A 20,947-nucleotide genomic window follows, 5' to 3' on the forward strand; every position below is an offset into this window, starting at 1 on the left:
TAGTATGTAAAATTCTTGCAAAATGGGTCGCCAGATGTCGTTTGGAATGATATACTCGCATTACTATTTTTTCAGGAGGATATAAGACACTTATGAGTACTCAAGAAAATACGACAGCTGATCGCTTTCCCCCCTCCTTGCTATGGTTGACCCTTGGCGCCTTCGCCATCGGCATGACCGAATTCGTCATTATGGGACTTCTGCCCAATGTAGCCCATGATCTTCATGTTACGATCCCGCAAGCCGGGCAGTTAATCACCAGTTATGCGCTTGGTGTGGCTATTGGCGCACCTGTGCTTACCGTATTAACCCATAAAGTTCCGCAAAAAAAGCTGCTCTGTCTGCTGATGTCCATATTCATTTTAGGGAATCTTTTTTCCGTCATTGCTCCTAACTACGAGCTGCTGATTGCCGCCCGTATGGCTACTGCATTATCGCACGGAACCTTCCTGGGAGCCGGTTCCCTGATTGCGGCCCGGCTGGTTCGTCCGGATAAGCGGGCAGGGGCCATCTCAATGGTGCTGACCGGACTGACCGTGGCGAACATTATTGGCGTGCCCTTTGGCACCTTTATCGGACAGCAGCTTGGCTGGCGCGCTTCCTTTGGCGCCATCGTGGTCATCGGCTTGATTTCTCTCTTCGGCATCATTCGATATATTCCAGTGATTCATCAAGACAAGCCTTCCAGTCTCAAACAAGAAGTCAAAAGCCTGTTTAATCCAAAAGTGCTGCTGATGTTGCTGACAGGTGCAGTCGGTTGTGGTAGCCTGTTCACTGTCTTTACGTACATTACGCCCATGCTTACCGATATTAGCGGCTTTGCCGAGCATAGCATTACCTGGATTCTCGTGCTGTTCGGCCTAGGGGTCACAATTGGCAACATCGTTGGCGGCAAGCTCGCAGATTGGAAGCTGCTGCCCTCCTTGATCGCAAACTATGCTGTACTGGCTGTTATTCTGGCCATTCTGACGTTTACACTTCAAAACAAGGTACTGGCCGTTATCACTGTATTTATTTGGGGGATTGCCGCATTCGGCATCATGCCAGGTATTCAGGTTCGCATCATGAACCTGGCCTATGAGGCTCCTTTGCTGGCCTCTACCTCCAGCCATTCCGCATTGAATCTGGGCAACGCAGGCGGCGCTTTTGTTGGGGGAGTCGTTATTAATCAAATGGGACTGCCCGCCATTCCATGGGTTGCCTCACTCATTACTATCGGCGGTCTGCTACTGATGCTAGTCAGCTACAGGATGGATCGCAAGACGGCTCATACTGAAGTAATAGCAAAGATACAGTCATAAGAAAAGGGACTTTCGTTCTTTAGAGCGAGAGTCCCTTTTCTTATGATCTAATTCCATGTGCCCTGCCTCGGCATTCAGCTTAACCAGCTATCAAAGAAGTCTCGGTATCCCTGCTTCATCACCTGACTTGAAAACTGCTCCATGGCGTATGCCTGGTTCTCCAGAGAAACCCGGCGAGGCGAAGCAGCAGCCATATTAACCAACTCGAACCAGTTTTTCTCATTACCTGAAAAAGAATGCGTAGAGCTGATATGTCCATAGCAAGGATGCTCGGGCTTGACGACGATTTTCCCCATTGCAAGCGCTTCGGTCAGCGGCATAGCGAACGTATCGAATTTGGAGCAGCTCCAATACACCTTCGCCGTGTTCATCAGTCCGAACACCTCGTCTTGCGTCAATGCAAATTGAAGTTTTACATTGTCCGGGATGTCGTACTTCTTCATGCTTTCCTTGTACCGTTCACCGCCGAACACCATATAGACATCCTTGTCAGGATTATGCCGCGCATACTCCAGTACCAGATCTGGACGCCGATTCTCTTCGTCTCTACCAATCCACATCACCCGGTTCTCCACCACTTGTGAGGGATCAAAATGCTTTTCCACCAGCCGCTCATTAAATCCGATCGGGATAACCGTCACATCGGTTACGCCAAACTTCGAGGCCATCTCCTGTTTGAGAAAGGCAGTCTGTACGATAGCCTTGTCCACGATCTGATAAAAAGGCTTCATCATCTCATAGCCTGTCAGGGCCGGATCTGGAAAACTATGCGGAAAGAGCACGCTGTTTTTAAAAAACATGTTCAAATAGGTAAAGCCGGATACCGTATAAATTACATGCTCAATCTGCTGCTCATGCAGTTGGTCTAGTACAATGTCATAATTGACCAGGTCACCCTTTTCATGCTCATAGCCTGGAAGCCAGTCATGGCTGCTCACATGGCGTTCCGGTGATACAAATACGATATCTACCCCCAGTTCCAATCCGATCTGCTTCAGACGTTCTGCAAAAATACGAGGACCTTGCGCTTCAGCAAATTGTATTTTTCTCATGACTAAACCGACTTTTTTCATGGACTATTTCCCTACCTTCTTTGGCTAACTATATAGAATCTAGGTCTTAAACTGACTACTTACATGTTTGGACTTGTCCCCAATCCATCATCGCTGCACATTGGTTTAAACAAGCTAGCGTTTCAGCCAACTGGGACTCTAATTGCTCTTTTGACCATTTGCTGCTATTTCTATGCACCTCTGTACTCATCCTTTGCAAATCACTTGTGATTAGCAGTAGCATCCACAGTGAAAACACCACAGCAAACCTGCCATATTCCTGCACAAATGTCGTTCGATCCACCCTTATCCCCAACAGCTCCAGCTGCTCCAGATAGGTATTCAGCAGATGAATACGCAGCTCAGACGTCATGTGTCGGGGGAAACACGGATGGGACATGTCGATCAGGTGATATACATCCCACAGAGGTGTGTTTAGATGAGCATGCTCCCAATCCATTACCATTAACCGCTCTCCACTCAGCGCATAGTTTCCCGGATGAAGATCACCATGGGACAGTACAAGCTGGTGTGAAAAAGAAAGATGCTCTAGCTGCGTGTAGATACGCTGCATCTGTTGCTTGGAAAAACCGGGCGAGCTGCAAAGCTCCAATAGATCAGCCTTACGGTTGTGCAGCTCTGAAACCATCTCCTGAATGAGCGGCTTCGGTCCCCGTAATGGTATTCCAGCAAAATGCTCCGGCGGCAAAGCATGCCACCGTGCAACAAGTCCAGCAGCTTGCAATAGGGTTTCGTCTGTATGTAGGTGATGTAATGGACCAAGGTCCTCAAACACCATCCATTCTTCTCCGCCATTTACGTCTGTATCGGAACAAGCTAACAATTGGGGATAAATGGGTGGTAATGCTGGAAGTACATGCTCATACACCCATTTCTCGCGCCCCTTCTGATCGTCATTGGTTAGTGGTTTAAATATATAACTTTCAGAAGATGACACGTAAAAACGTTCCACATGCCGGCCATTTGTACCTGTATATAAAATTTGACGATCCCACACTAGCGTATCCTTTAAAGTACCGTCAAGATTCACATATTGATGAAATAGATTCATAGCCACCCAACTTTTTTGTATAAAATGTAATAGCACGATCATATCATAGTCCTCGTTCCGAACGAAGTCCAGTTCGTTTGGGGGTAACTTGATGCACCCAAAAAGGGGCTAGTCCAAGCAGATCACGTGACCTGTCAGACAGCCCCTTATCACATCCGTACTCCTATCCTTACTCTATTCTCTACCAATTAATATTGAGTATTGCCGGACTCGCTCGTATTACCTGATTTAAAACCTTTGAACAATTGCTTTACATTATGATAACGAGTATTCGTAATTTTAGCCTTGCTGTTAGGACCGTCCGATCTCAGGATCGAATCCTTCACGTTGGAAATATCCGAGTTATCCAAAGTCATATTCACTCTAAAAGTAGAGCCTCCAAGCTGGCGAACCAGCTTTCCGATATCATCGGCTCTAAAGTTTTTAATGTTAATTGTGCCTTCGGCATTGATTTGGAACACTTTATCATATGCATGGTATGCTCCGCCGCCTGTAATATTCACCGTGCCTGGTTCTTTAAGCGTTAATGCATCTTCACCGACATCCTCCCAGGTTACGTTGGAAATAGTGCCATTTCCATATACATGCACACCATCCGCGGCAGGTGCGGCGATAATCACATTTTTTAGCGTTGCATTATTTTCAAGCTTGAAAATAGGCTTTTGCGCCTCTTTCTGGCTTCCATCTCCCAAAGTATCGGGGTCAGCCACTACGGTCTTTCCTTTACCATCGTATACTTCTCCAGCTTTAACAAGTATGGTCTTATGAACGACTTCCCGGGCTGCATGGGCAGAATAATTGCCAACAAATAATGCGATCAACATACCGGATAAAGCGATACTCATTCCCTTTTTCCATACTTTAGATGTGTTTGTTTTCATTTCAATTCATCCCTCTCATAGATATTTTTTTGTTCTTGTCTCCAACTCTTCGTTGACTAGAGCGCAAGCGAGTAATCCATATCACCACCTTTGTACAATGAACCCATTGACCGATACATGTCCCTAAAGTAATATATGTCTTTTCATATATGTATACTAGGTTTTCGATTCAAAGTAACTTTATTATTATAAATTCAACCAAACACAAACTGTAAATATAGCACTTACATTTACAATTTGTATAATTCTATTATAGCCCTACTTCCAGTAATTTCAATATATTTCTGGCAAAATATATCCTTTTTTTCAATATAAAACACAATATTGTCTCTTTTATACTTGTACAAATTTTTTTTCTTCGATTTACGCATTACATAACACTTCATTCTCCACCCTCGCTTGTCTGCTGCTTATTACTCTATTGGTAATCAAAGCCTCTTTTTATCGTATACCTCATTGTTGATGTGTTCTATACTATTGAATGACACGTTTGATGAACGTATAATGTATTTAGTGCTTTGAAGCGTTACATCTCAACATTACTGGTGAGAAAAGAGTGGTTATCGTGCAAAACAATAGTGAGATTCCATTAAAAGAACAAAATATTGTGCTGATCGGCTTTATGGGCGTAGGTAAAACAACGATCGGTTCCCATCTAGCACGCAAGCTGTATCGCGATTTCGTGGATATTGATCAGGAAATTGAACAAGAGTACAACATGCCCACAACAGAAATTTTCAAAACTTACGGAGAGAAGCGTTTCCGTGAGATTGAAAAAGAGCATATTTTGAAGTTGTGCAGCAATACGCGTCTTAAAATCATTTCTGTTGGCGGTGGCGCGTTCCTACAAGAAGAGGTGAAGCAGGCTTGTTTGGCTTCCTCCATTGTTTTCTTCTTGGATTTAAATTGGGATTCCTGGAAAGATCGGCTCAAAATGCTGATTGACACTCGTCCCAATCTGCAAAATAAGACGCTAGAGGAAATCGAAGAACTTTTCCGTTCCAGACAGGACATTTATGCGGTCAATCACTCCAAGATCGATACCGATCAGTTGGATGCGGAGGAAGTCGCAGACTATATTATTCAAACGCTGAAACTGGGTTGGGAATTGTATGAACCTACTCGGGGATTGAATTAAGGGTTACAAAAAGGAGGGCCCCAGCATGCTTAACGCTGTGGTCCTCCTTTTTGTGTTCACTGCGGTACCTTGCCGCTAGCGAGTAATACCTATATCTTTTAAGAACGGCTATGCAGCACCTGCAATATTTCTCTCAGTTCAGTGACAGGAATCTGCCCCGGCGCGGAAGCTTTCTTGGCAGCACCAAAAGTCAGCGCTGAACCAAACAGTTCTCCAGTCAAACGGCTCACGACACCTTTTCCCGCCATCGACATTGTAATAATCGGCCGATCCGCATATTCTTCTGCCATCGTACGCGTGGCGTCTAGCAAGGTCAGTACGTCGGCTGTGTTGGTGGGCATCACCGCTATTTTAGGCAGATCGCCTCCCAATTCCTGTGCCTTACACAACCGGGACACAATCTCTTCCTTCGGCGGCGTCTTTTGAAAATCGTGGTTAGAAATAATCACATACACGTTATGCTTATGTGCTGCTTCTACCAGTATCTTCACATCGTCTTCTTCATTAAAAAGCTCTACATCAATCATATCTACTTGTCCCGTTTCGGCTATTGTACGATTCAACTCCACATAACTTGCCGTACTGATTTCCTTTTCTCCACCTTCCCGGGCGCTGCGAAACGTAAATACGAGTGGAATATTTGCTAAAATAGACCGAATTTCATGTAAGGCAGCCTTTACCTTTTCCAGATCCTCCACATGCTCAAAAAAATCGACTCTCCACTCTACGATATCCAGGTCGAGTGTGCGTAAATGGGCAGCCTCTTCCTTCAACTGCTCTAACGTTTCTCCCACCATGGGAACACATATTTTGGGTGCTCCTTCACCGATCCGTACATCTTTTACCTTTACGATTTTTGCCATATCTATCTCACTCCCCAATTACAGTTTCAAGTCGAACATGTACAATAATTCATAGTATAACGCATTCTGAATGAGCATGCAGATGATTAGGTTCAATCACTTGTTATTTCGTATCCAGTACAATTTGAGAAGGTAATTCTCGTTTTGCAGGAAAAACGGCACTATAGCGAAAATTAACAAACACCGCCAGTGCGATCCCAAGCACATTTACGATGATAGCCAGCATAAACACACTGGAAATTTGAGAATGCTTCAAAAGAAAGCCTGTGAACACGGGAATAAGCGTATAGGACAGCGAAGTTGCGGTATAAATGAACCCGGTAATCTGTCCTTTTCGTTGACTAAAAAATTCGCTCATTACAGTTAATGTCAGCTGAAGTACACCCGATATTGAAAATCCGATGACACTCGCACAGATAATGGCGATAGCCCCTGATTTGAAAAGAAGAAGTGCTCCAAAAGCCAACAAGGATATACACGGATAAATAAGGATGATATGAACAGGTTTAACCCATTTTCTTAACACAATCACCAATACAAACACGGAAACCAGCGAACCCATATTGTAATACACTAATAGTCTCAGAGATTCTGATTCGGTCATGCCGATAAACTGTTGTCCAAACGTAGGCAGCCATAACTGCACAATATATAACAAAGTAGGTCCCGTAAATCCAAGCAAAATAAGGCATACACCTTCCTGCCAAAACCGCGGTTTACTCTCATCATTTGCCTTTAATTTCCTTGTCTCCGTCTGCTCAGCGCTAGATACAGAAATACCGCCCCTTTGCTCCTTGGCAGGCTGTACGCGCATGTCTGGAAATTTCATTCTGAACAAGTAGACCGCATTCAATGCAAATATGAGTGCCGCTAAAAAGAAAGAAACCCCGTAAAAGATGTCGTGATTCATAAAAAAGATGATCATTAACGGTAAAAATGCCGCCCCAATAGATATAAAACCTCTCACCAATACTGTAGCCGAACCAGAGGATTGGGGAAAAGTTTCGATCAAAGCCGGATAAGTACCTGAATCAAGAAAAGAATTCGCTACACCTGCCAGCACAGCCAGTACCATCGCCATCTCAAAGGTGGGACTCAGCGGTATACCAACCAAGAATACGGCCATCAGCAGCCCTGCGGCCACAATAAACGGTTTGCGACCATAGCGGTCGGAGAGCACGCCAGATATGTATAGCGTAAACAGCCTGCCAAACCCCATCGCGGAGACCAAAAGACTGATGCCCGCCGGATCTGTATGCAAATGCTCTGTTAAAAAGGACATGTGTGACGCCAGCATAATATTATACATGCCGAACAACAGATAGTTTACATAAAGACCTGTCGCCACTGGAATAGAAGAACGTTTCATCATGAATTTCACCTGCTTTTGTAAGTAAGTCTTGTAGTATCAAAACGTGAATCCTTTCACATTGTTTGTGTCGAGGATGAAGTATAGAACACAATTTAAAATTTATCAAGTTTAAATATTGCGAGACTCCGGCTTAGACACGCTGATGTGTTTTCAGATAAAACTCCTCGCCATAACTGAGGGCAAAGTTCCGAAACTCTACTACTGCCGGGGATAAATATCTATTTTTAATGCTGGCTAGGTAGATAAAACGCTCGTATGCTGGATTTATAATAGGCAATGTTTTGACATTAAAATAATCTAACGATGAAATGCGGGGCATAACTCCGATCCCGTAATTGATAGACACCAGTCCAGCCATAGACGTATCTTCTTCAATCTCGCAAATAATCTGTGGCGTAACGCCTGCCTTGACGAATAAATTTTCAATAATGGGCCGAACCCCACTCTTTTTGTTGAAGAAGATCACCGGGAAATCCGCTGTATCCTTGAGATCAATCTGGTCCAGAGAGGCTAGCGGATGATCAGGGGAAACAATGACCACCAGTTCCTGCTGAGCCAACGGAATAAACTCCACAGCTGGTTCATTTTCCACATGAGAGCAAAACGCCACGTCATAATGTTCCTGCTTCAGGCCTTGAATAATATCGTTCGTATTCCCTTGGTGAAACGAAAAGGAGATGTCTTTACGAGCATCCTGAGCTGAAAAGGCTTGGATTATTGCCGGAATGAAGTGTGAGCCTAACGTGTAAATGAACGCCAAATCTATATTTCCATGACTTGGACTTACTAATTCCCGTAAGTTATGCTCCCCCTTTTCCAATTCATCCATCGCGTGCTCCACATACTTCAGGAAAAATCGCCCGTATTTATTTAGTCGAATATTTCTCCCCTGCTTTTCAAACAGATGAACGCCCAAATCCTTTTCTAATTCTGAAATCGCATGACTTAAACTGGGTTGAGTGATACATAGCCGCATAGCTGCCTGGGTAAAATGCTCCATCTCTGCAAGTACACGAAAATATTGTAAGTGCTTCAGATTCATAAGGATGTACGTCCCCTCTTTAATTCATATTTTAAATTATAGATTCAAACTATTAAAAACGATAAAAATATGCATTGGATTTATAATATCACCCCTTATATAATTAAAACATAGACAATATGTGAATATTTTCACTTGTTTGTGGGCGTACTGCAATACATCTGGACGATGCCTACCTAGGCCATTGATCTAAAATTCAAGTTGGGAGTTACACTATGAAAAATCCTTATATCAGAATGGCAGCAGGACTTTACATCAACTATTTTCTTCTGGGTATGATCAATGTTATTCTCTCGTCGAATATGAGCTTTCTGACCGTACAATTGAACACAGATAAAGCAGCCATCGGCTATCTGGTGTCCGCGATTGGGATCGGTAAGCTGCTTGCTCTCGGAGTAGCCGGAAAAATGTCAGACAAATACGGAAGAAAACCACTCATTGTAATTGCATCATTTGCTTATTTAATCTTCCTAATTGGCATTCCGCTTGCACCTAACTATACGTTGGCATTCGTGTTTGCGATCATCGCAGGGCTCTGCAACTCTATGATGGATGCGGGGACTTATCCCGCACTCATTGAAGGATTTGGAAAGAAAGCAGGGTCAGCAACCGTGCTGGTCAAAGCATCCATCTCGATCGGTGCTATTGCTATTCCATTTATGATTGCATTTTTTATTAATCACGATCTGTTCTATGGATATTCCTTCTTTATTCCAGCAGCGATTTATCTGCTGAACGGGATCTTCTTGTCGATGACCACTTTCCCCAATCACAAAGCAGAGGAACAAAAGGCTCCTACCGAGGCAGGCCAATCAACGGATTCGTTCCACAGCGAGCCGAAGTTCTGGCAAGAAGGTTTGTCTCTCATTATTATCGGTTTTACTTCAACTGTATTGTTCATGATCGTGCAGCTGTGGCTTCCAACCTTTGGACAAGAGGCTCTTGGCATGGACAAAGCCAGCGCCATTAAGCTGCTTAGCTACTATAGTATAGGTTCACTAGTTTCCGTTATTTTGCTAGCTGTAATCCTTGGTAGATTCATTAAGCCCATTACCGTCATGATGGTGTATCCGCTTATTGCCCTACTTTCTTTGCTGGCTCTAATTATATGGCACAATCCTGTCGCTACCTTGATCAGTTCATTCTTGATCGGCTTGTCTACCGCAGGCATATTCCAAATTGCCCTCACGGTTATGACTGAATTTTTCCGCAAGAACAAAGGAACGACGACTTCTCTCGTAAACATAGCAGCCAGCCTATCGTTTATCTTGATGCCTTTGGCAACCGGGGGCATGTCCAAAAGTCTGGGAATTACCTCGGTATTCATTCTAGATATTGCGATTGCCGTAGTCAGTATTTTGCTGGCCGTGTTTGTTGCTTATCGATATAAAAAAGTGTTTCATTAAACTACACAGATCACTTGGAGGCTTATTATGAAAAATGCTGGACGTATTGACGGAAGAACACAATTAATCGGACTGCTAGCTACACCGATCGGACACTCTTTGTCCCCGGCTATGCATAATCTTGCGTTTGAGAAACTGGGGCTAAACAACGCATATATGGCCTTTGAAGTAGGCAATGAACAACTTGAAGAAGTAGTACGGGGGATGCGTGCTCTAAACATACGCGGCTATAACGTGTCCATGCCCAACAAAACAGCGATCTTACAGTACCTTGACGAGCTGGACGACAGCGCTAAGTTTACAGGTGCCGTGAACACCGTCGTGAATACCGATGGTAAGCTGAAAGGCTACAGTACAGATGGAGCTGGCTATGTTCGTAACTTGCAGGAGCACGGCATTGATCTGAAAGGTAAGAAGATGACACTCGTCGGCTCAGGCGGTGCTGCAACGCCGATTGCGATCGAAGCCGCCCGGGCTGGTCTCGCTGAAATTTCAATTTTTGCTCGTCATGACCCGTTCTTTGCCCGGGCGGAAGAGAATGTTCGTATGATTAATGAAGAGATGAAACATACCCAAGCCAAGGCGAATATCTATGCATTAGAGGATCAAGAGAAGCTGCGTGAAGAGATTCTTACAAGTCATATTTTTGCTAACGGTACAGGTGTGGGTATGAAACCGCTGGAAGGCAAAAGTGTCATTGAGGATGTGTCCATGCTTCGTTCCGACCTGATCGTGACCGATGTAGTGTACAGCCCAGCGAAATCCAAGCTGATGGAACAAGCTGAATCCGTAGGTGCAACCGCCATTAACGGTCTGGGCATGATGCTATGGCAGGGCGCACTTGCCTTTGAATTATGGACAGGGCAAGAAATGCCTGTCGCTTATATTAAAGAACAGCTTTTTGCTGATCAACTGTAAACTGAGAGGTACTACCAACTAACAAGCACATCAAGCCATGACTTCCTTCTCTCTTCATTAATCCTTATAGGGGTCAAACTCATTGGCCCCAGCCATGCATACCCCAATCGGCTTCAGCACATGCATAACTTCGACGGTCTCGGAATGAGCGTCCAGCACCTCACGCAATTTACGGTAGACGAATGGACTTTCATCTGTACCCGCTCCGCGCAGCTCAACACCGTAGTTTCGCACAGCCTCCTTCATCTGTAGGTCCGTAATCTGCCCCCCGCTACGCGTACGGGTTTTCCAATTCATTTTACCTGCTGCTTGGGTACGACTCATAATACGTCCTGCGCCATGGACGGTACTATAGTAGGAATCCCGATTTTCTACCGAATCTTTCCCACGTACAATCACCGAGATATCGCCCATGCTTCCTCCAATAAAGCCCATTTGGCCAGGAGCCGAAGGGGTAGCGCCTTTGCGGACCACAATGGTGTCGCGTCCATCATGCTGTTCCTTCCATGCATAATTATGGTGGTTATGCACCGTAAAGTCCGCTTCCGTCCCGATAATACCAAGCACCTGTTCTATCACATAGTCGCGTCCGGCATAAGCATAACGTCCGGCAAGGCGCATCGCACGGTAGTACATGTCCCCCAGCTCACTGTTCATATCCAGCAGTACAGGTGGCTGATCCATATGTTCTCCCGGCGCCTTTCCGAGAAACTCCCGTCCTGCGGCCAGATTTAGAAACCCGCTTGCTGTTTTATGCCCAAAGCCCCGGCTGCCGAAATGATTGGCAATCCAGACCTGTCCTGTCGCTTCCTCCACAAATATATCAACAAAGTGATTGCCACTCCCTACTGTACCGAGCTGTTCTCTCGCCAAGGACTTCAGCTTGTTATGCTCTTGTTTCCCAATCGCTGCATATACCGCCCAATCCGGGTCATCGAACAACTCATGGTCTACCTGAACCTCATTCACACGACCTACACCAAACGAAATCTGACGTGCAATCTCATCCATCACGGCTGAAATACGCGGCATAATGTCTGCTGCCGACAGTTTGGTTCTTACTGCTTTATTTCCACAGCCGATATCATACCCCACACCTGAAGGTGAAATTTGTCCGTCATACACCACCACACCGCCAATCGGCTGACTGTAGCCTTTATGATGATCTGCCATCAGCAGCGCTTGAATCACATTACCATTTTCGGCACATGTGCGGGCTTGAGATAGTGCCCCCGGATCAGGTGCTCCCCATACGCGTACTCCATTGATTTCTTGATAAGCCATCGTTTTATCCTCCCATGTTTTGCAAGAAATTTATATGTAAAATTAAGTGCTCTGCTTTTCAACTTTGGATCTGTTAATAGCATTATGTATGATTTACCCGCTTCCGAACAGGGCGTAAGTATTACAAGCACAATATCAGACATCTCTATACGAAAGTTTTTATAAGAAAATGAAAAAGGATATCCTCTCAGCCAAACAGACTGTAGGATATCCTTTTATGATCAATTAGAATCCATTAAATCAAAATATATTAATCATATTTTTTGATGATTCCGAATTGATCCACAATAAACGGCTTGGCATCATTTTTGTTTTGATCAATTTCATACGTTACGGCTGTAAGTTTATTTTCGTCTACAGTGATGCCAACAAAATTCTGTACCTGTCCTCGTACAGGTCTACGATTGTCACTCGGATCTGGGCCATAGACTGCCGCATGATTCTCTTCGGCTAGTTCAAAGAGGTTATAGTACTTATCTCCAAGTTTTTCACTCGGATTCTTGTAGTAAACTTTAGGACCCGCAGTTGCTGGGATGACATAAATACTTCCATCCGGATTCACACTATATTCAATCGTCTTTTCATTTAATCTATCTTTTAATTTGGTAGGCGTTGTTGCTTTACCCTCTTGGTTGATTGGTTTCGTACGAGCGTAAATATGATCATGCCCCTGCACAACCAAGTCGATATCAAGTTTGTCCATGAGTGGAGCGATTTGGTTACGAACTCCATTGCTATCCATGATGTCAGCATCTGTTGCATGGTTAGAGGTAGTGTAGGGACCTTTATGAATGTTAACAATGACCCACTTTGCACCTGCTTTTTTGGCTGCCGCAGCATCTTTCTTTAACCATTCAACTTGATCTTCAGAAAAATTGGCATATTTCTCTGAGTCCTCGTTAGAGTTCAGTACGATAAAGTGAGCATTGCTGTAATCAAAGGAGTAGTACGCTCCTGTTTTAGTAGCAGAGCCCGCTGGCTCTTTAATATTAAAGTGATCATAAAAAGCGTAGTTCTCATCCTCATGATTACCTGCTGAAGGAACAATGGTTGTATTCAAAAGGCTTTTTTGTGAATGCCCCAACAACCAGTTCCACTGCTCTTCTTTGGTACCGGTATCTACAATATCTCCGTTGTGGACTACAAACTGAGCATTCCCTACGGTTTGTAGTGCTTTTTCAAGCGTTTGTGAAGACAATATGGCTTCATCTTCGCTTTTGGCTTGTGTATCAGCTAGATCAATGAAGGTAAATTCACCGCTCTTAGGAGCCGTTTGAAACGTTCCTGTTTCGCTCCATACCCCGCGCGCTCCATCACCCACACGATAATAATAAGCTGTGTCCGCTTGAAGACCTGTAGCTACAGCTTTATGGACAAGCTCTTCTGCAGAATTGGTTGATGGAGAGGAAGTGCCTTCAAATGTAAAAGCCTTCGTAAAATCAGCTTCAGAACCTGTTTTCTTGGTTACTTGAACAGTGCTCTTCGTAATCAGTTTTGAAGTATACCAAGTAAACCCTTTGGAGCCCTTGGTGTCCCCATAAAATGTAGCTGTAACTTTACTAATGCCTTGATCTGTATTCCCTGATGACTCAGCATGGACAGGTAAGGCTGACATGCCCGTAATCAAACCTAGTGCAAGGGCAACAGACATAGATGTTGCTGACCACTTTTGAAACTTCTTAAACATGTGTACACTCCTCTGTGCAGTTATTATGTAAAAGTTATAATTACGATCATAACAATCAATTGTTAATACGTTGTATGCTGAAATGGAGTACTTTGTAAAAATGAAAAAGGATACCCTTCCAGCCGACAAGACTGTAGGATATCCTTTTATGCTATTAGTATAGAGGCAATTAGATGCGCTGATGCTTACTGTGCCGCTGGATGCGTACGCTTAAAATCCTCCTTCACCGCAACCAGTAATGATTCATTCACCAGTAACTCCAGGCCTGACAATGCAAGTGCCTTGGCTCCAGTCACCAAAGCCTCATCCCCCTTGGCAGAGCCAGCTGCTTCCCGGAATTCTACTGTATGAGCGATGAGATCATCCGGACCGATTTTAATATAAGCATGTGCAGTCGGAATAACATGGCTCACATTTCCCGCATCCGTCGAACCCAGCCCAGCACGAGGGCCACGATCCAGCTGTTCTCCCAGCGCTTCCAGTTCACGACCGACGACCTCGTCCAGCGTATCGTTCAGTATGAAGTCGCGCACTTCATTTTGAAAACGTTCAATTTTCACCGTGGCTCCAGTTGCCAAAGCAGCCGCATCAGCTATATGGCGCACTTTCGTGGATACCTCCTCCGTGCGCTGCCAAGTGCTTGCCCGAATGAAAAAGCGCGCTGACGCATAATCCGGAATGATATTGGGCGCATCACCTCCATGCGTAATGATGCCATGAATACGCACATCGGTCGGCAGCTGCTGGCGCAAAGCATTGATCCCGCTGAACAGCTGCAGCACCGCGTCAAGCGCATTGATTCCCTGCTCTGGTGATCCTGCGGCATGAGCCGCTTTGCCGTAAAAATGAAAGTCTAGCGGGTCAACTGCCAGACTTGGTGATGTCAGCCGGGTCACGCCCGATGGATGAACCATCAATGCAGCGTCAATTCCTTCGAACAGCCCGTGCTTCACGAAGCTGCCTTTTGCACTGCCGTTAGGACCGCCTTCTTCCGCTGGAGTACCGAATACATATACTTCGCCCCCCGTTTCATCAATCACCTGTGCCAGAGCGATAGCTGCTGCCGTACTTGCGGTACCGATAATATTGTGGCCACATGCATGGCCCAGACCCGGCAATGCGTCATATTCAGCCAAATATCCAATTTTGGGACCTGGTCTAGCCGAGGTCTTGCGAGCAACAAATCCGGTTTCATGTCCCGCTACATTACGGGTTACCTCAAATCCCGCTTGCTCCAAAATACCCGTCAGTGCCTTGGAAGCTTGAAATTCCTGATTGCCGATTTCAGGATTAGCGTGAATAAACTGACTAGTCTCCGTGTAGAGCTGACGAGATTCCTCAATTTGTCCGGTAATCCGCTGTCTATGTGTATCCACTGTATTCGCTGTATTCATCGCAATCTCTCCTCATTTCAAAAATAGTAGTTTTTTATGCTTCCAATTTCACTTCTGTCAGACATCTTTATTTCTTTTGCGCTTTAACATCTGCCACCAGCTTATCCAATGTAGCCTGCAGCTCCTCGGCAGACTGGTCTACTACGACATTAGCTCCTTTGGAATCCTGCTTTACAGCCTCGGCCACATCAGCATCATGGTACAAATCCACGATTGTTTTGTAGGTCGCATTATTTTTATCCTCTGCACGGGCAGCAAACACGTTCACATATGGCTTTGCTTCTTCGCTGCTCGCATCATCCTTGTAAATGGCTTCATCCAGCTTGAGCCCGGCATCTGTAGCAACACCGCTGTTCACGGCTGAGGCGGCTACATCAGACAAGACGCGCGGCGTCTGTTGGGCGACCACAGGAACAATCTCCAGCTTTTTAGGATTGCCTTCAATCTCATCTGGAGTCGGATACAGACCTGAGTCTTTCTTTAATGTAATCAATCCGGCAGACTGGAGCAGTTTCAAAGCCCGTCCCTGATTTGAAGGATCATCCGGTATAGCAATTTTGGAGCCAGCGGGAATATCCGATACGTTTTTGAATTTTTCGGAGTACAGTGCCATGGGAGCAATAATCGTTGCACCAATGGGGACGAGATTCACATCATTTTCTACATTAAACTGGCTGAGAAAAGCCAAATGCTGAAAGGAATTCAAATCCACCTCTTTATTCGCAAGTGCCTTATTGGGTAAGGTATAATCTGAAAAGTTGATCAGCTCAATTTCAATGTTTTTGGCCTCTGCTTTCTTCTTAAGCACATCCCAATACGTATCCTCCGATCCTGAAACCCCAATTTTAACATGTACTTTTTCATCTGCATTGGAGCCCGAACCGTTAGCTGAGCAAGCAGATAAAACCGATACACTAAGAATGGCGAGCAAACCCAAACGAAATATTTTTTTCATTTTTCATTTCTCCTTTAATCATTATGTATATCCTTGTTTTCCAATTAACGCCGTAGGAATTTACGAGACAAGTAGTTCCCCGCATATTGAGCTACCTGTACAAAAACAATCAGCAAAACAATAGTGACGATCATGACCGAGGTATCGAATCGTTGATAACCATAGGTCATGGCCAGATTCCCGAGACCCCCTCCACCGACGGTGCCAGCCATGGCAGAGAAATCAATCAAGGCCACGGTAATAAACGTCAAGCCAAGAATTAAAGGTCCCAGTGCTTCCCGAATCAACACACCCGTGATGATCTGAAAGGGAGTTGCACCGAGCGCCTTGGCTGCTTCGATCATCCCCGGATCTATGGAGACCAGATTATTTTCCACAATTCTTGCAACTGCAAAGGCTGCTACAATAGTCATTGGAAAAATAGCTGCCGAGGTGCCAATCGTGGTTCCTATGACTAACCGTGTAAACGGACTAATCGCCACTAAAAAAATTATAAATGGAATCGGGCGAATGATATTTATCAGCAGGTTTAGAGACATAAACACAAATTTGTTTTCAAACAAGCTTCCTTTGCGTGTTACATACAGCACTAAACCAATCATAAGCCCCAGAATACTAGCAAAGATCAGCGTGACAACAACCATCAACAACGTTTCTCCTGTAGCCTCTACTATTTTGAGCCAAAACGTATCCCAATTAACTCTCATGATCGACGACCTCCCTGACTTCCACCGTCGTTCGCAGTTCCTCTACGACCTTGTTAACTTCATCTTCTGCACCGATTAATTCAACAATTAAACTTCCGAACAGCGCTCCCTGCAGCTCATTAATGCTTCCATATACAATGTTGTAGTCCAGATTATACTTACGTGTCGCTCTTGAAAGCACGGGTTCACTTGTCGCCCCATCTCGAAAAATAAGTCTGTACAATCGCCCGGCGTGATGCTCCCGAATCTTGTTCAGCAGCTTGGGTGAGAGTTGGTCATTCAGTACAGAGCGAATAAAATTTTTGGTCGTCTTCGTCTGTGGATTGGCAAAAACATCGAACACACTCCCCTGCTCAATCACCCTACCGTTTTCCATCACCGCCACACGATCGCAAATACTGCGAATTACGTTCATTTCATGGGTAATAAGCAAAATGGTAATTTGGTATTCCTCATTTACTTTTTTCAGCAGTCTCAATATATCTTCTGTCGTTTCCGGATCGAGTGCTGAGGTTGCTTCATCACAGATCAGAATATCGGGTGAATTCGCCAGTGCTCTGGCAATGCCGACCCGCTGCTTTTGCCCACCAGATAGCTGCTCCGGATAGGAATCTGCTTTGTCCTCTAATCCAACAAATTGCAGCAGTTCCTTAACACGAGCATCGATCTGCGCCTTAGGCAGTTTCGCCAGTTTTAGCGGATAAGCCAGATTCCCGTACACAGTTCGAGAGTTAAACAAATTAAAGGTTTGGAATACCATTCCGATCCGCCTTCTTAATTTCCTTAGCTCCTTGGGACGTATCCGAGTAATATCCTGATCATGAACGACAATCCGTCCCTCTGAGGGGCGTTCCAGTAAATTGACAAGCCTCAGCAGCGTACTTTTACCTGCACCACTGAAGCCAATCACGCCGAAAATTTCTCCTTTTCCAACGGATAACGAAACCTCTTCCAGTGCATTTACCTTGCGATTGGGTAAAGAAAATATCTTGCTAACTTGTTCAAACTTTATCAAACTGCTTCCCCCTTGCACCTACAATTATGTATTCCTCCGTCATTTTAGTAATCCGGTTGATTTAATCGGATTTAAATCCTAAAAAAATTCCCTTATCTTCGCCGGATCGAAAATGGGATTATTTAACTAATATTGATCATGCATTGTTAACACCTTATGACATGAAAGAGAATCTGTCAATAAAAAAAGAATATAACCTGCTCACTCTCGTCATCACAATGAAATGCATTTGTAGACCTACAAAGCCAAATAAGGCTACCCGTATATTTGCAAAGTTATGCAAAATCGGCAGCCTTTTGTGCATTGTAATCTTGATATGCTACACACTAATGTGCAGAAGAATTTTTCAAATCTGCTTCATAACGAAGACCAAATTGTTGTCTTGCCTCTTCCATCACTTCAGCGACGGACAGCGAGCACTCCAGGGAGTTAATAGAACTGTTGCGTTCCCCACTCTTGATCAGATCCATAAATTCCTGAATTTCATAATACATTGGCTCACGCGTCTGTGCCTTGGTCAAATCCTCAATCGTGCCGTCCCGATAATGAATCTTCACCTCATAGGGCTGGCTGATTTTATCAATCACCATCGTTCCATACTCACCCTGAATTTCAGTAGGCAGGTAGGAATCTGTAATTTTGGAATGCATGACGATAGCATCCATATCCGGATACTTCATTACGATACTGCCCTCGCCGTCGACACCAGAGGATAAAAGTACCCCCACCGCCCGGATCTCATCTGGTTTGCCGAACAATGCCACCATTGGATACAAACAATATACTCCCAGATCCATCAAGGAACCATTGGAAAAAGCCGGATTAAAGGCATTCAGCACCTTGCCCTGCTTAAAAGCATCAAAGCGTGAAGAGTATTGACAGTAGCTTGCAAAATAACGCCGAACCCGGCCTATTTTATACATATGATCCTTTATCATTTTAAAGTTGGGCATAAGCGTGGATTTAACGGCCTCCATTAACAGAACATCGTTCTTGCGCGCGGCTTCGATCATGCTCTGCACCTCTGCCGCATTAGAGGCTAAAGGCTTCTCACACAACACATGCTTTCCATGGTTCATACATAAAATCGCTTGCTCCGCATGTAAAGAATTGGGGCTGGCAATATATACGGCATCCACCTGATCACTTGCAGCCATTTGCGCCAGATCTGTAAAAACCTCCGGCTGGCTGCTATATTTCTCAGCAAAGGCTTTGCCTTTCTCCTCTGTTCGTGAGTACACCGCGGTCAGGGAAAATTCATCCGTCTCTATCGCAGCTTGAATAAATCTTTCCGTTATCCAATTCGTTCCAACGATCCCAAAACGCATCACAGTATCCCGTCCTTTCCCGTGAGTCATTACAATGAATATATGTACTATTCTCGCATTCCAGCCAAGACTTGTCCACTATACTACTTGTCCTATTCCAAGCTTTCACATATAAAAAAAGACTGCGGTCGCTCAGCATAAGTTACACCGATTGTACCACAGTCCTTGTATGCTTTTTGGGAGTTAAATCTCTACTTTTTGGAGATCACTTTGCCCACTTCTGTCAAAATGGCATCCATGGAAGCAGGGTCGTGCACATCGTACTCATCAATGTTGAGACGCAGTACAGGACAGGCATCAAATTCGTTGATCCAATCGGAGTATCTACGGTGCATTTGCTCCCAATAGGATCGCTCGGTCTGGATCTCCATTTCGCGACCGCGTTCTTCAATCCGACTCAGTATGGAGGGTAGGCTGCCTTCCAGATAGATCAGTACATCGGGGTGCGGAAAGAACGGGGTCATGACCATGGCCTCAAACAGGCTCGTATATGTTTCATAATCGGTAGGGTTCATTGTTCCCTGATCGGCATGCATTTTCGCAAAAATGCCTGTGTCCTCATAGATGGAACGATCCTGTACAAAACCTCCACCCGACAAGAATATATTCTTTTGCTCCTTGAAGCGTTCCGCGAGAAAATAAATTTGCAGATGAAAGCTCCATCTTTCGAAATCGTGATAAAACTTTTCCAGATACGGATTATGATCGACTTGCTCTAACGAGGTTTTAAAACCAAGACGACTGGCCAAAGCGCCCGTTAACGTGGACTTACCTACACCCACCGTACCCGCTACCGTAATCAGGGCATTTGCAGGAATGTTGTAATTATTCACTCTATAAGCTCCTTTACATCGGAAACAATTTGTTCAAATTGTGCCTGGTTTTCTACAAAATCAATTTCATTCCCGTTCACGGTTAATATACGTGGGGCAGGTGACTGTTCGGCGAGAAACTGAATGCCTTTATCATAATCCGCAATCAATTGCTCTAGATAGGCAGGGTCCATCTCCTGTTCAAAGGAGCGTCCGCGCTTACGGATTCTGCCCAGCAAGGTATCCAAATCTGCTCTAATATAAATGATAATGTCAGGCTTGGGCATGTCATCTGTGAGTAGATGATAGATTTGGCGATATTTTTCGAGCTTCACACCTTTAAGTGTACGTTCAGCAAAAATCAGATTTTTATAGATATGATAATCTGATATTACAGGCTGGGCTTTCTCGATGTATTGCAGCCCAGTATCCTCTAGCTGCTTATACCGATTGCAGAGAAAGAACATCTCCAGCTGAAAGCTCCACTCATCTATATTTTGATAGAATTTATCGAGAAACGGGTTTTCCTCGACAATCTCTTTGATCATCGGCAAATGCAGCTCGGTTGAAAGCATCGAAGCCAACGTCGTTTTGCCTGCTCCAATCGGCCCTTCAACGGCTATAAATGGGGCTTGTTTCATGCGGTTCTGCTCCTCCTTGTACTCCAGTCCATCCTGTGGACAACTATCCTATTGTATCACAAGGAAGTACACTAGAGGC

The 20,947-nt window shown here is 44.7% G+C and carries 19 protein-coding genes; 4 read left to right on the forward strand and 15 right to left on the reverse strand.

Translation table 11 applies throughout. The features are described from left to right. The first annotated feature begins 92 nt into the window (after positions 1-92). Positions 93-1,301 (forward strand): MFS transporter, encoded by a 1,209-nt coding sequence (locus ACQQ6X_RS12280; protein WP_305165548.1) that lies wholly within the window; start codon positions 93-95, stop codon positions 1,299-1,301. A 74-nt stretch (positions 1,302-1,375) separates the two neighbouring features. Here the strand turns inward: ACQQ6X_RS12280 and ACQQ6X_RS12285 are convergent, their stop codons facing one another. The 3 genes from ACQQ6X_RS12285 to ACQQ6X_RS12295 form a co-directional block, all read right to left on the reverse strand. After that, positions 1,376-2,374 carry a glycosyltransferase gene (locus ACQQ6X_RS12285; RefSeq protein ID WP_305165549.1) on the reverse strand — a complete coding sequence of 333 codons (999 nt, stop codon included), beginning with the start codon at positions 2,372-2,374 and terminating at the stop codon, positions 1,376-1,378. A gap of 55 nt (positions 2,375-2,429) precedes the next feature. Further along, complete coding sequence (locus tag ACQQ6X_RS12290) at positions 2,430-3,467, reverse strand: aminoglycoside phosphotransferase family protein (protein ID WP_305165550.1); 1,038 nt, start codon at positions 3,465-3,467, stop codon at positions 2,430-2,432. 146 nt (positions 3,468-3,613) lie between these two features. Beyond that, positions 3,614-4,306, reverse strand: a complete 693-nt coding sequence (locus ACQQ6X_RS12295) for a pectate lyase (protein ID WP_305165551.1) — start codon at positions 4,304-4,306, stop codon at positions 3,614-3,616. A 565-nt stretch (positions 4,307-4,871) separates the two neighbouring features. Here ACQQ6X_RS12295 and ACQQ6X_RS12300 point away from each other — a divergent pair. Further along, positions 4,872-5,444 (forward strand): shikimate kinase, encoded by a 573-nt coding sequence (locus ACQQ6X_RS12300; protein WP_064795854.1) that lies wholly within the window; start codon positions 4,872-4,874, stop codon positions 5,442-5,444. A 98-nt stretch (positions 5,445-5,542) separates the two neighbouring features. Here ACQQ6X_RS12300 and aroD read toward each other — a convergent pair whose 3' ends face one another. The 3 genes from aroD to ACQQ6X_RS12315 all read right to left on the reverse strand — a co-directional run bounded on the left by aroD (position 5,543) and on the right by ACQQ6X_RS12315 (position 8,721). Then, a complete protein-coding gene (gene aroD / locus ACQQ6X_RS12305; protein WP_305165552.1) occupies positions 5,543-6,307 on the reverse strand; it encodes a type I 3-dehydroquinate dehydratase in 765 nt (254 codons plus the stop codon). A 103-nt stretch (positions 6,308-6,410) separates the two neighbouring features. Continuing rightward, on the reverse strand, positions 6,411-7,679 hold the full coding sequence (locus tag ACQQ6X_RS12310; RefSeq protein ID WP_305165553.1) for an MFS transporter: 1,269 nt from the start codon (positions 7,677-7,679) through the stop codon (positions 6,411-6,413). 130 nt (positions 7,680-7,809) lie between these two features. Beyond that, a complete protein-coding gene (locus ACQQ6X_RS12315) occupies positions 7,810-8,721 on the reverse strand; it encodes a LysR family transcriptional regulator (protein ID WP_305165554.1) in 912 nt (303 codons plus the stop codon). Between the two features lie 215 nt (positions 8,722-8,936). On the opposite strand from ACQQ6X_RS12315, the gene ACQQ6X_RS12320 reads away from it, so the two are divergent. Further along, positions 8,937-10,127, forward strand: a complete 1,191-nt coding sequence (locus tag ACQQ6X_RS12320) for an MFS transporter (protein ID WP_305165555.1) — start codon at positions 8,937-8,939, stop codon at positions 10,125-10,127. A 27-nt stretch (positions 10,128-10,154) separates the two neighbouring features. Continuing rightward, complete coding sequence (locus ACQQ6X_RS12325; RefSeq protein WP_149035511.1) at positions 10,155-11,045, forward strand: shikimate dehydrogenase; 891 nt, start codon at positions 10,155-10,157, stop codon at positions 11,043-11,045. A 57-nt stretch (positions 11,046-11,102) separates the two neighbouring features. Here the strand turns inward: ACQQ6X_RS12325 and ACQQ6X_RS12330 are convergent, their stop codons facing one another. The 9 genes from ACQQ6X_RS12330 to ACQQ6X_RS12370 form a co-directional block, all read right to left on the reverse strand. Beyond that, entirely contained in the window at positions 11,103-12,329 is a 1,227-nt protein-coding gene (locus tag ACQQ6X_RS12330; protein ID WP_305165556.1) for an RtcB family protein, read from the reverse strand. 250 nt (positions 12,330-12,579) lie between these two features. Next, a complete protein-coding gene (locus tag ACQQ6X_RS12335; protein WP_305165557.1) occupies positions 12,580-14,016 on the reverse strand; it encodes a purple acid phosphatase family protein in 1,437 nt (478 codons plus the stop codon). A 185-nt stretch (positions 14,017-14,201) separates the two neighbouring features. Then, positions 14,202-15,410, reverse strand: a complete 1,209-nt coding sequence (locus ACQQ6X_RS12340; protein WP_305165558.1) for a M20 family metallopeptidase — start codon at positions 15,408-15,410, stop codon at positions 14,202-14,204. A gap of 67 nt (positions 15,411-15,477) precedes the next feature. Further along, on the reverse strand, positions 15,478-16,365 hold the full coding sequence (locus ACQQ6X_RS12345) for a MetQ/NlpA family ABC transporter substrate-binding protein (RefSeq protein WP_305165559.1): 888 nt from the start codon (positions 16,363-16,365) through the stop codon (positions 15,478-15,480). A gap of 44 nt (positions 16,366-16,409) precedes the next feature. Next, positions 16,410-17,072, reverse strand: a complete 663-nt coding sequence (locus tag ACQQ6X_RS12350; RefSeq protein ID WP_149035507.1) for a methionine ABC transporter permease — start codon at positions 17,070-17,072, stop codon at positions 16,410-16,412. Beyond that, complete coding sequence (locus ACQQ6X_RS12355; RefSeq protein ID WP_305165560.1) at positions 17,062-18,087, reverse strand: methionine ABC transporter ATP-binding protein; 1,026 nt, start codon at positions 18,085-18,087, stop codon at positions 17,062-17,064. The genes ACQQ6X_RS12350 and ACQQ6X_RS12355 overlap by 11 nt, the downstream gene beginning before the upstream one ends. Before the next feature lie 326 nt (positions 18,088-18,413). Then, a complete protein-coding gene (locus tag ACQQ6X_RS12360; protein WP_305165649.1) occupies positions 18,414-19,415 on the reverse strand; it encodes a Gfo/Idh/MocA family protein in 1,002 nt (333 codons plus the stop codon). A 191-nt stretch (positions 19,416-19,606) separates the two neighbouring features. Further along, positions 19,607-20,248 (reverse strand): deoxynucleoside kinase, encoded by a 642-nt coding sequence (locus ACQQ6X_RS12365; protein WP_305165561.1) that lies wholly within the window; start codon positions 20,246-20,248, stop codon positions 19,607-19,609. Further along, positions 20,245-20,868 (reverse strand): deoxynucleoside kinase, encoded by a 624-nt coding sequence (locus ACQQ6X_RS12370; protein ID WP_142611474.1) that lies wholly within the window; start codon positions 20,866-20,868, stop codon positions 20,245-20,247. Before ACQQ6X_RS12370 ends, ACQQ6X_RS12365 begins: the two co-directional genes overlap by 4 nt. Positions 20,869-20,947 lie beyond the last annotated feature (79 nt).

The organism is Paenibacillus ottowii (assembly GCF_050516475.1).
GTDB classification, from domain to species: Bacteria; Bacillota; Bacilli; order Paenibacillales; family Paenibacillaceae; genus Paenibacillus; species Paenibacillus ottowii.

Coding starts and splice junctions, on each gene's coding strand:
- ACQQ6X_RS12280 (WP_305165548.1), top strand. CDS start 93: ATGAGTACTCAAGAAAATACGACAGCTGATCGCTTTCCCCCCTCCTTG.
- ACQQ6X_RS12285 (WP_305165549.1), bottom strand. CDS start 2,374: ATGAAAAAAGTCGGTTTAGTCATGAGAAAAATACAATTTGCTGAAGCG.
- ACQQ6X_RS12290 (WP_305165550.1), bottom strand. CDS start 3,467: ATGATCGTGCTATTACATTTTATACAAAAAAGTTGGGTGGCTATGAAT.
- ACQQ6X_RS12295 (WP_305165551.1), bottom strand. CDS start 4,306: ATGAAAACAAACACATCTAAAGTATGGAAAAAGGGAATGAGTATCGCT.
- aroD (WP_305165552.1), bottom strand. CDS start 6,307: ATGGCAAAAATCGTAAAGGTAAAAGATGTACGGATCGGTGAAGGAGCA.
- ACQQ6X_RS12310 (WP_305165553.1), bottom strand. CDS start 7,679: ATGATGAAACGTTCTTCTATTCCAGTGGCGACAGGTCTTTATGTAAAC.
- ACQQ6X_RS12315 (WP_305165554.1), bottom strand. CDS start 8,721: ATGAATCTGAAGCACTTACAATATTTTCGTGTACTTGCAGAGATGGAG.
- ACQQ6X_RS12320 (WP_305165555.1), top strand. CDS start 8,937: ATGAAAAATCCTTATATCAGAATGGCAGCAGGACTTTACATCAACTAT.
- ACQQ6X_RS12325 (WP_149035511.1), top strand. CDS start 10,155: ATGAAAAATGCTGGACGTATTGACGGAAGAACACAATTAATCGGACTG.
- ACQQ6X_RS12330 (WP_305165556.1), bottom strand. CDS start 12,329: ATGGCTTATCAAGAAATCAATGGAGTACGCGTATGGGGAGCACCTGAT.
- ACQQ6X_RS12335 (WP_305165557.1), bottom strand. CDS start 14,016: ATGTTTAAGAAGTTTCAAAAGTGGTCAGCAACATCTATGTCTGTTGCC.
- ACQQ6X_RS12340 (WP_305165558.1), bottom strand. CDS start 15,410: ATGAATACAGCGAATACAGTGGATACACATAGACAGCGGATTACCGGA.
- ACQQ6X_RS12345 (WP_305165559.1), bottom strand. CDS start 16,365: ATGAAAAAAATATTTCGTTTGGGTTTGCTCGCCATTCTTAGTGTATCG.
- ACQQ6X_RS12350 (WP_149035507.1), bottom strand. CDS start 17,072: ATGAGAGTTAATTGGGATACGTTTTGGCTCAAAATAGTAGAGGCTACA.
- ACQQ6X_RS12360 (WP_305165649.1), bottom strand. CDS start 19,415: ATGCGTTTTGGGATCGTTGGAACGAATTGGATAACGGAAAGATTTATT.
- ACQQ6X_RS12370 (WP_142611474.1), bottom strand. CDS start 20,868: ATGAAACAAGCCCCATTTATAGCCGTTGAAGGGCCGATTGGAGCAGGC.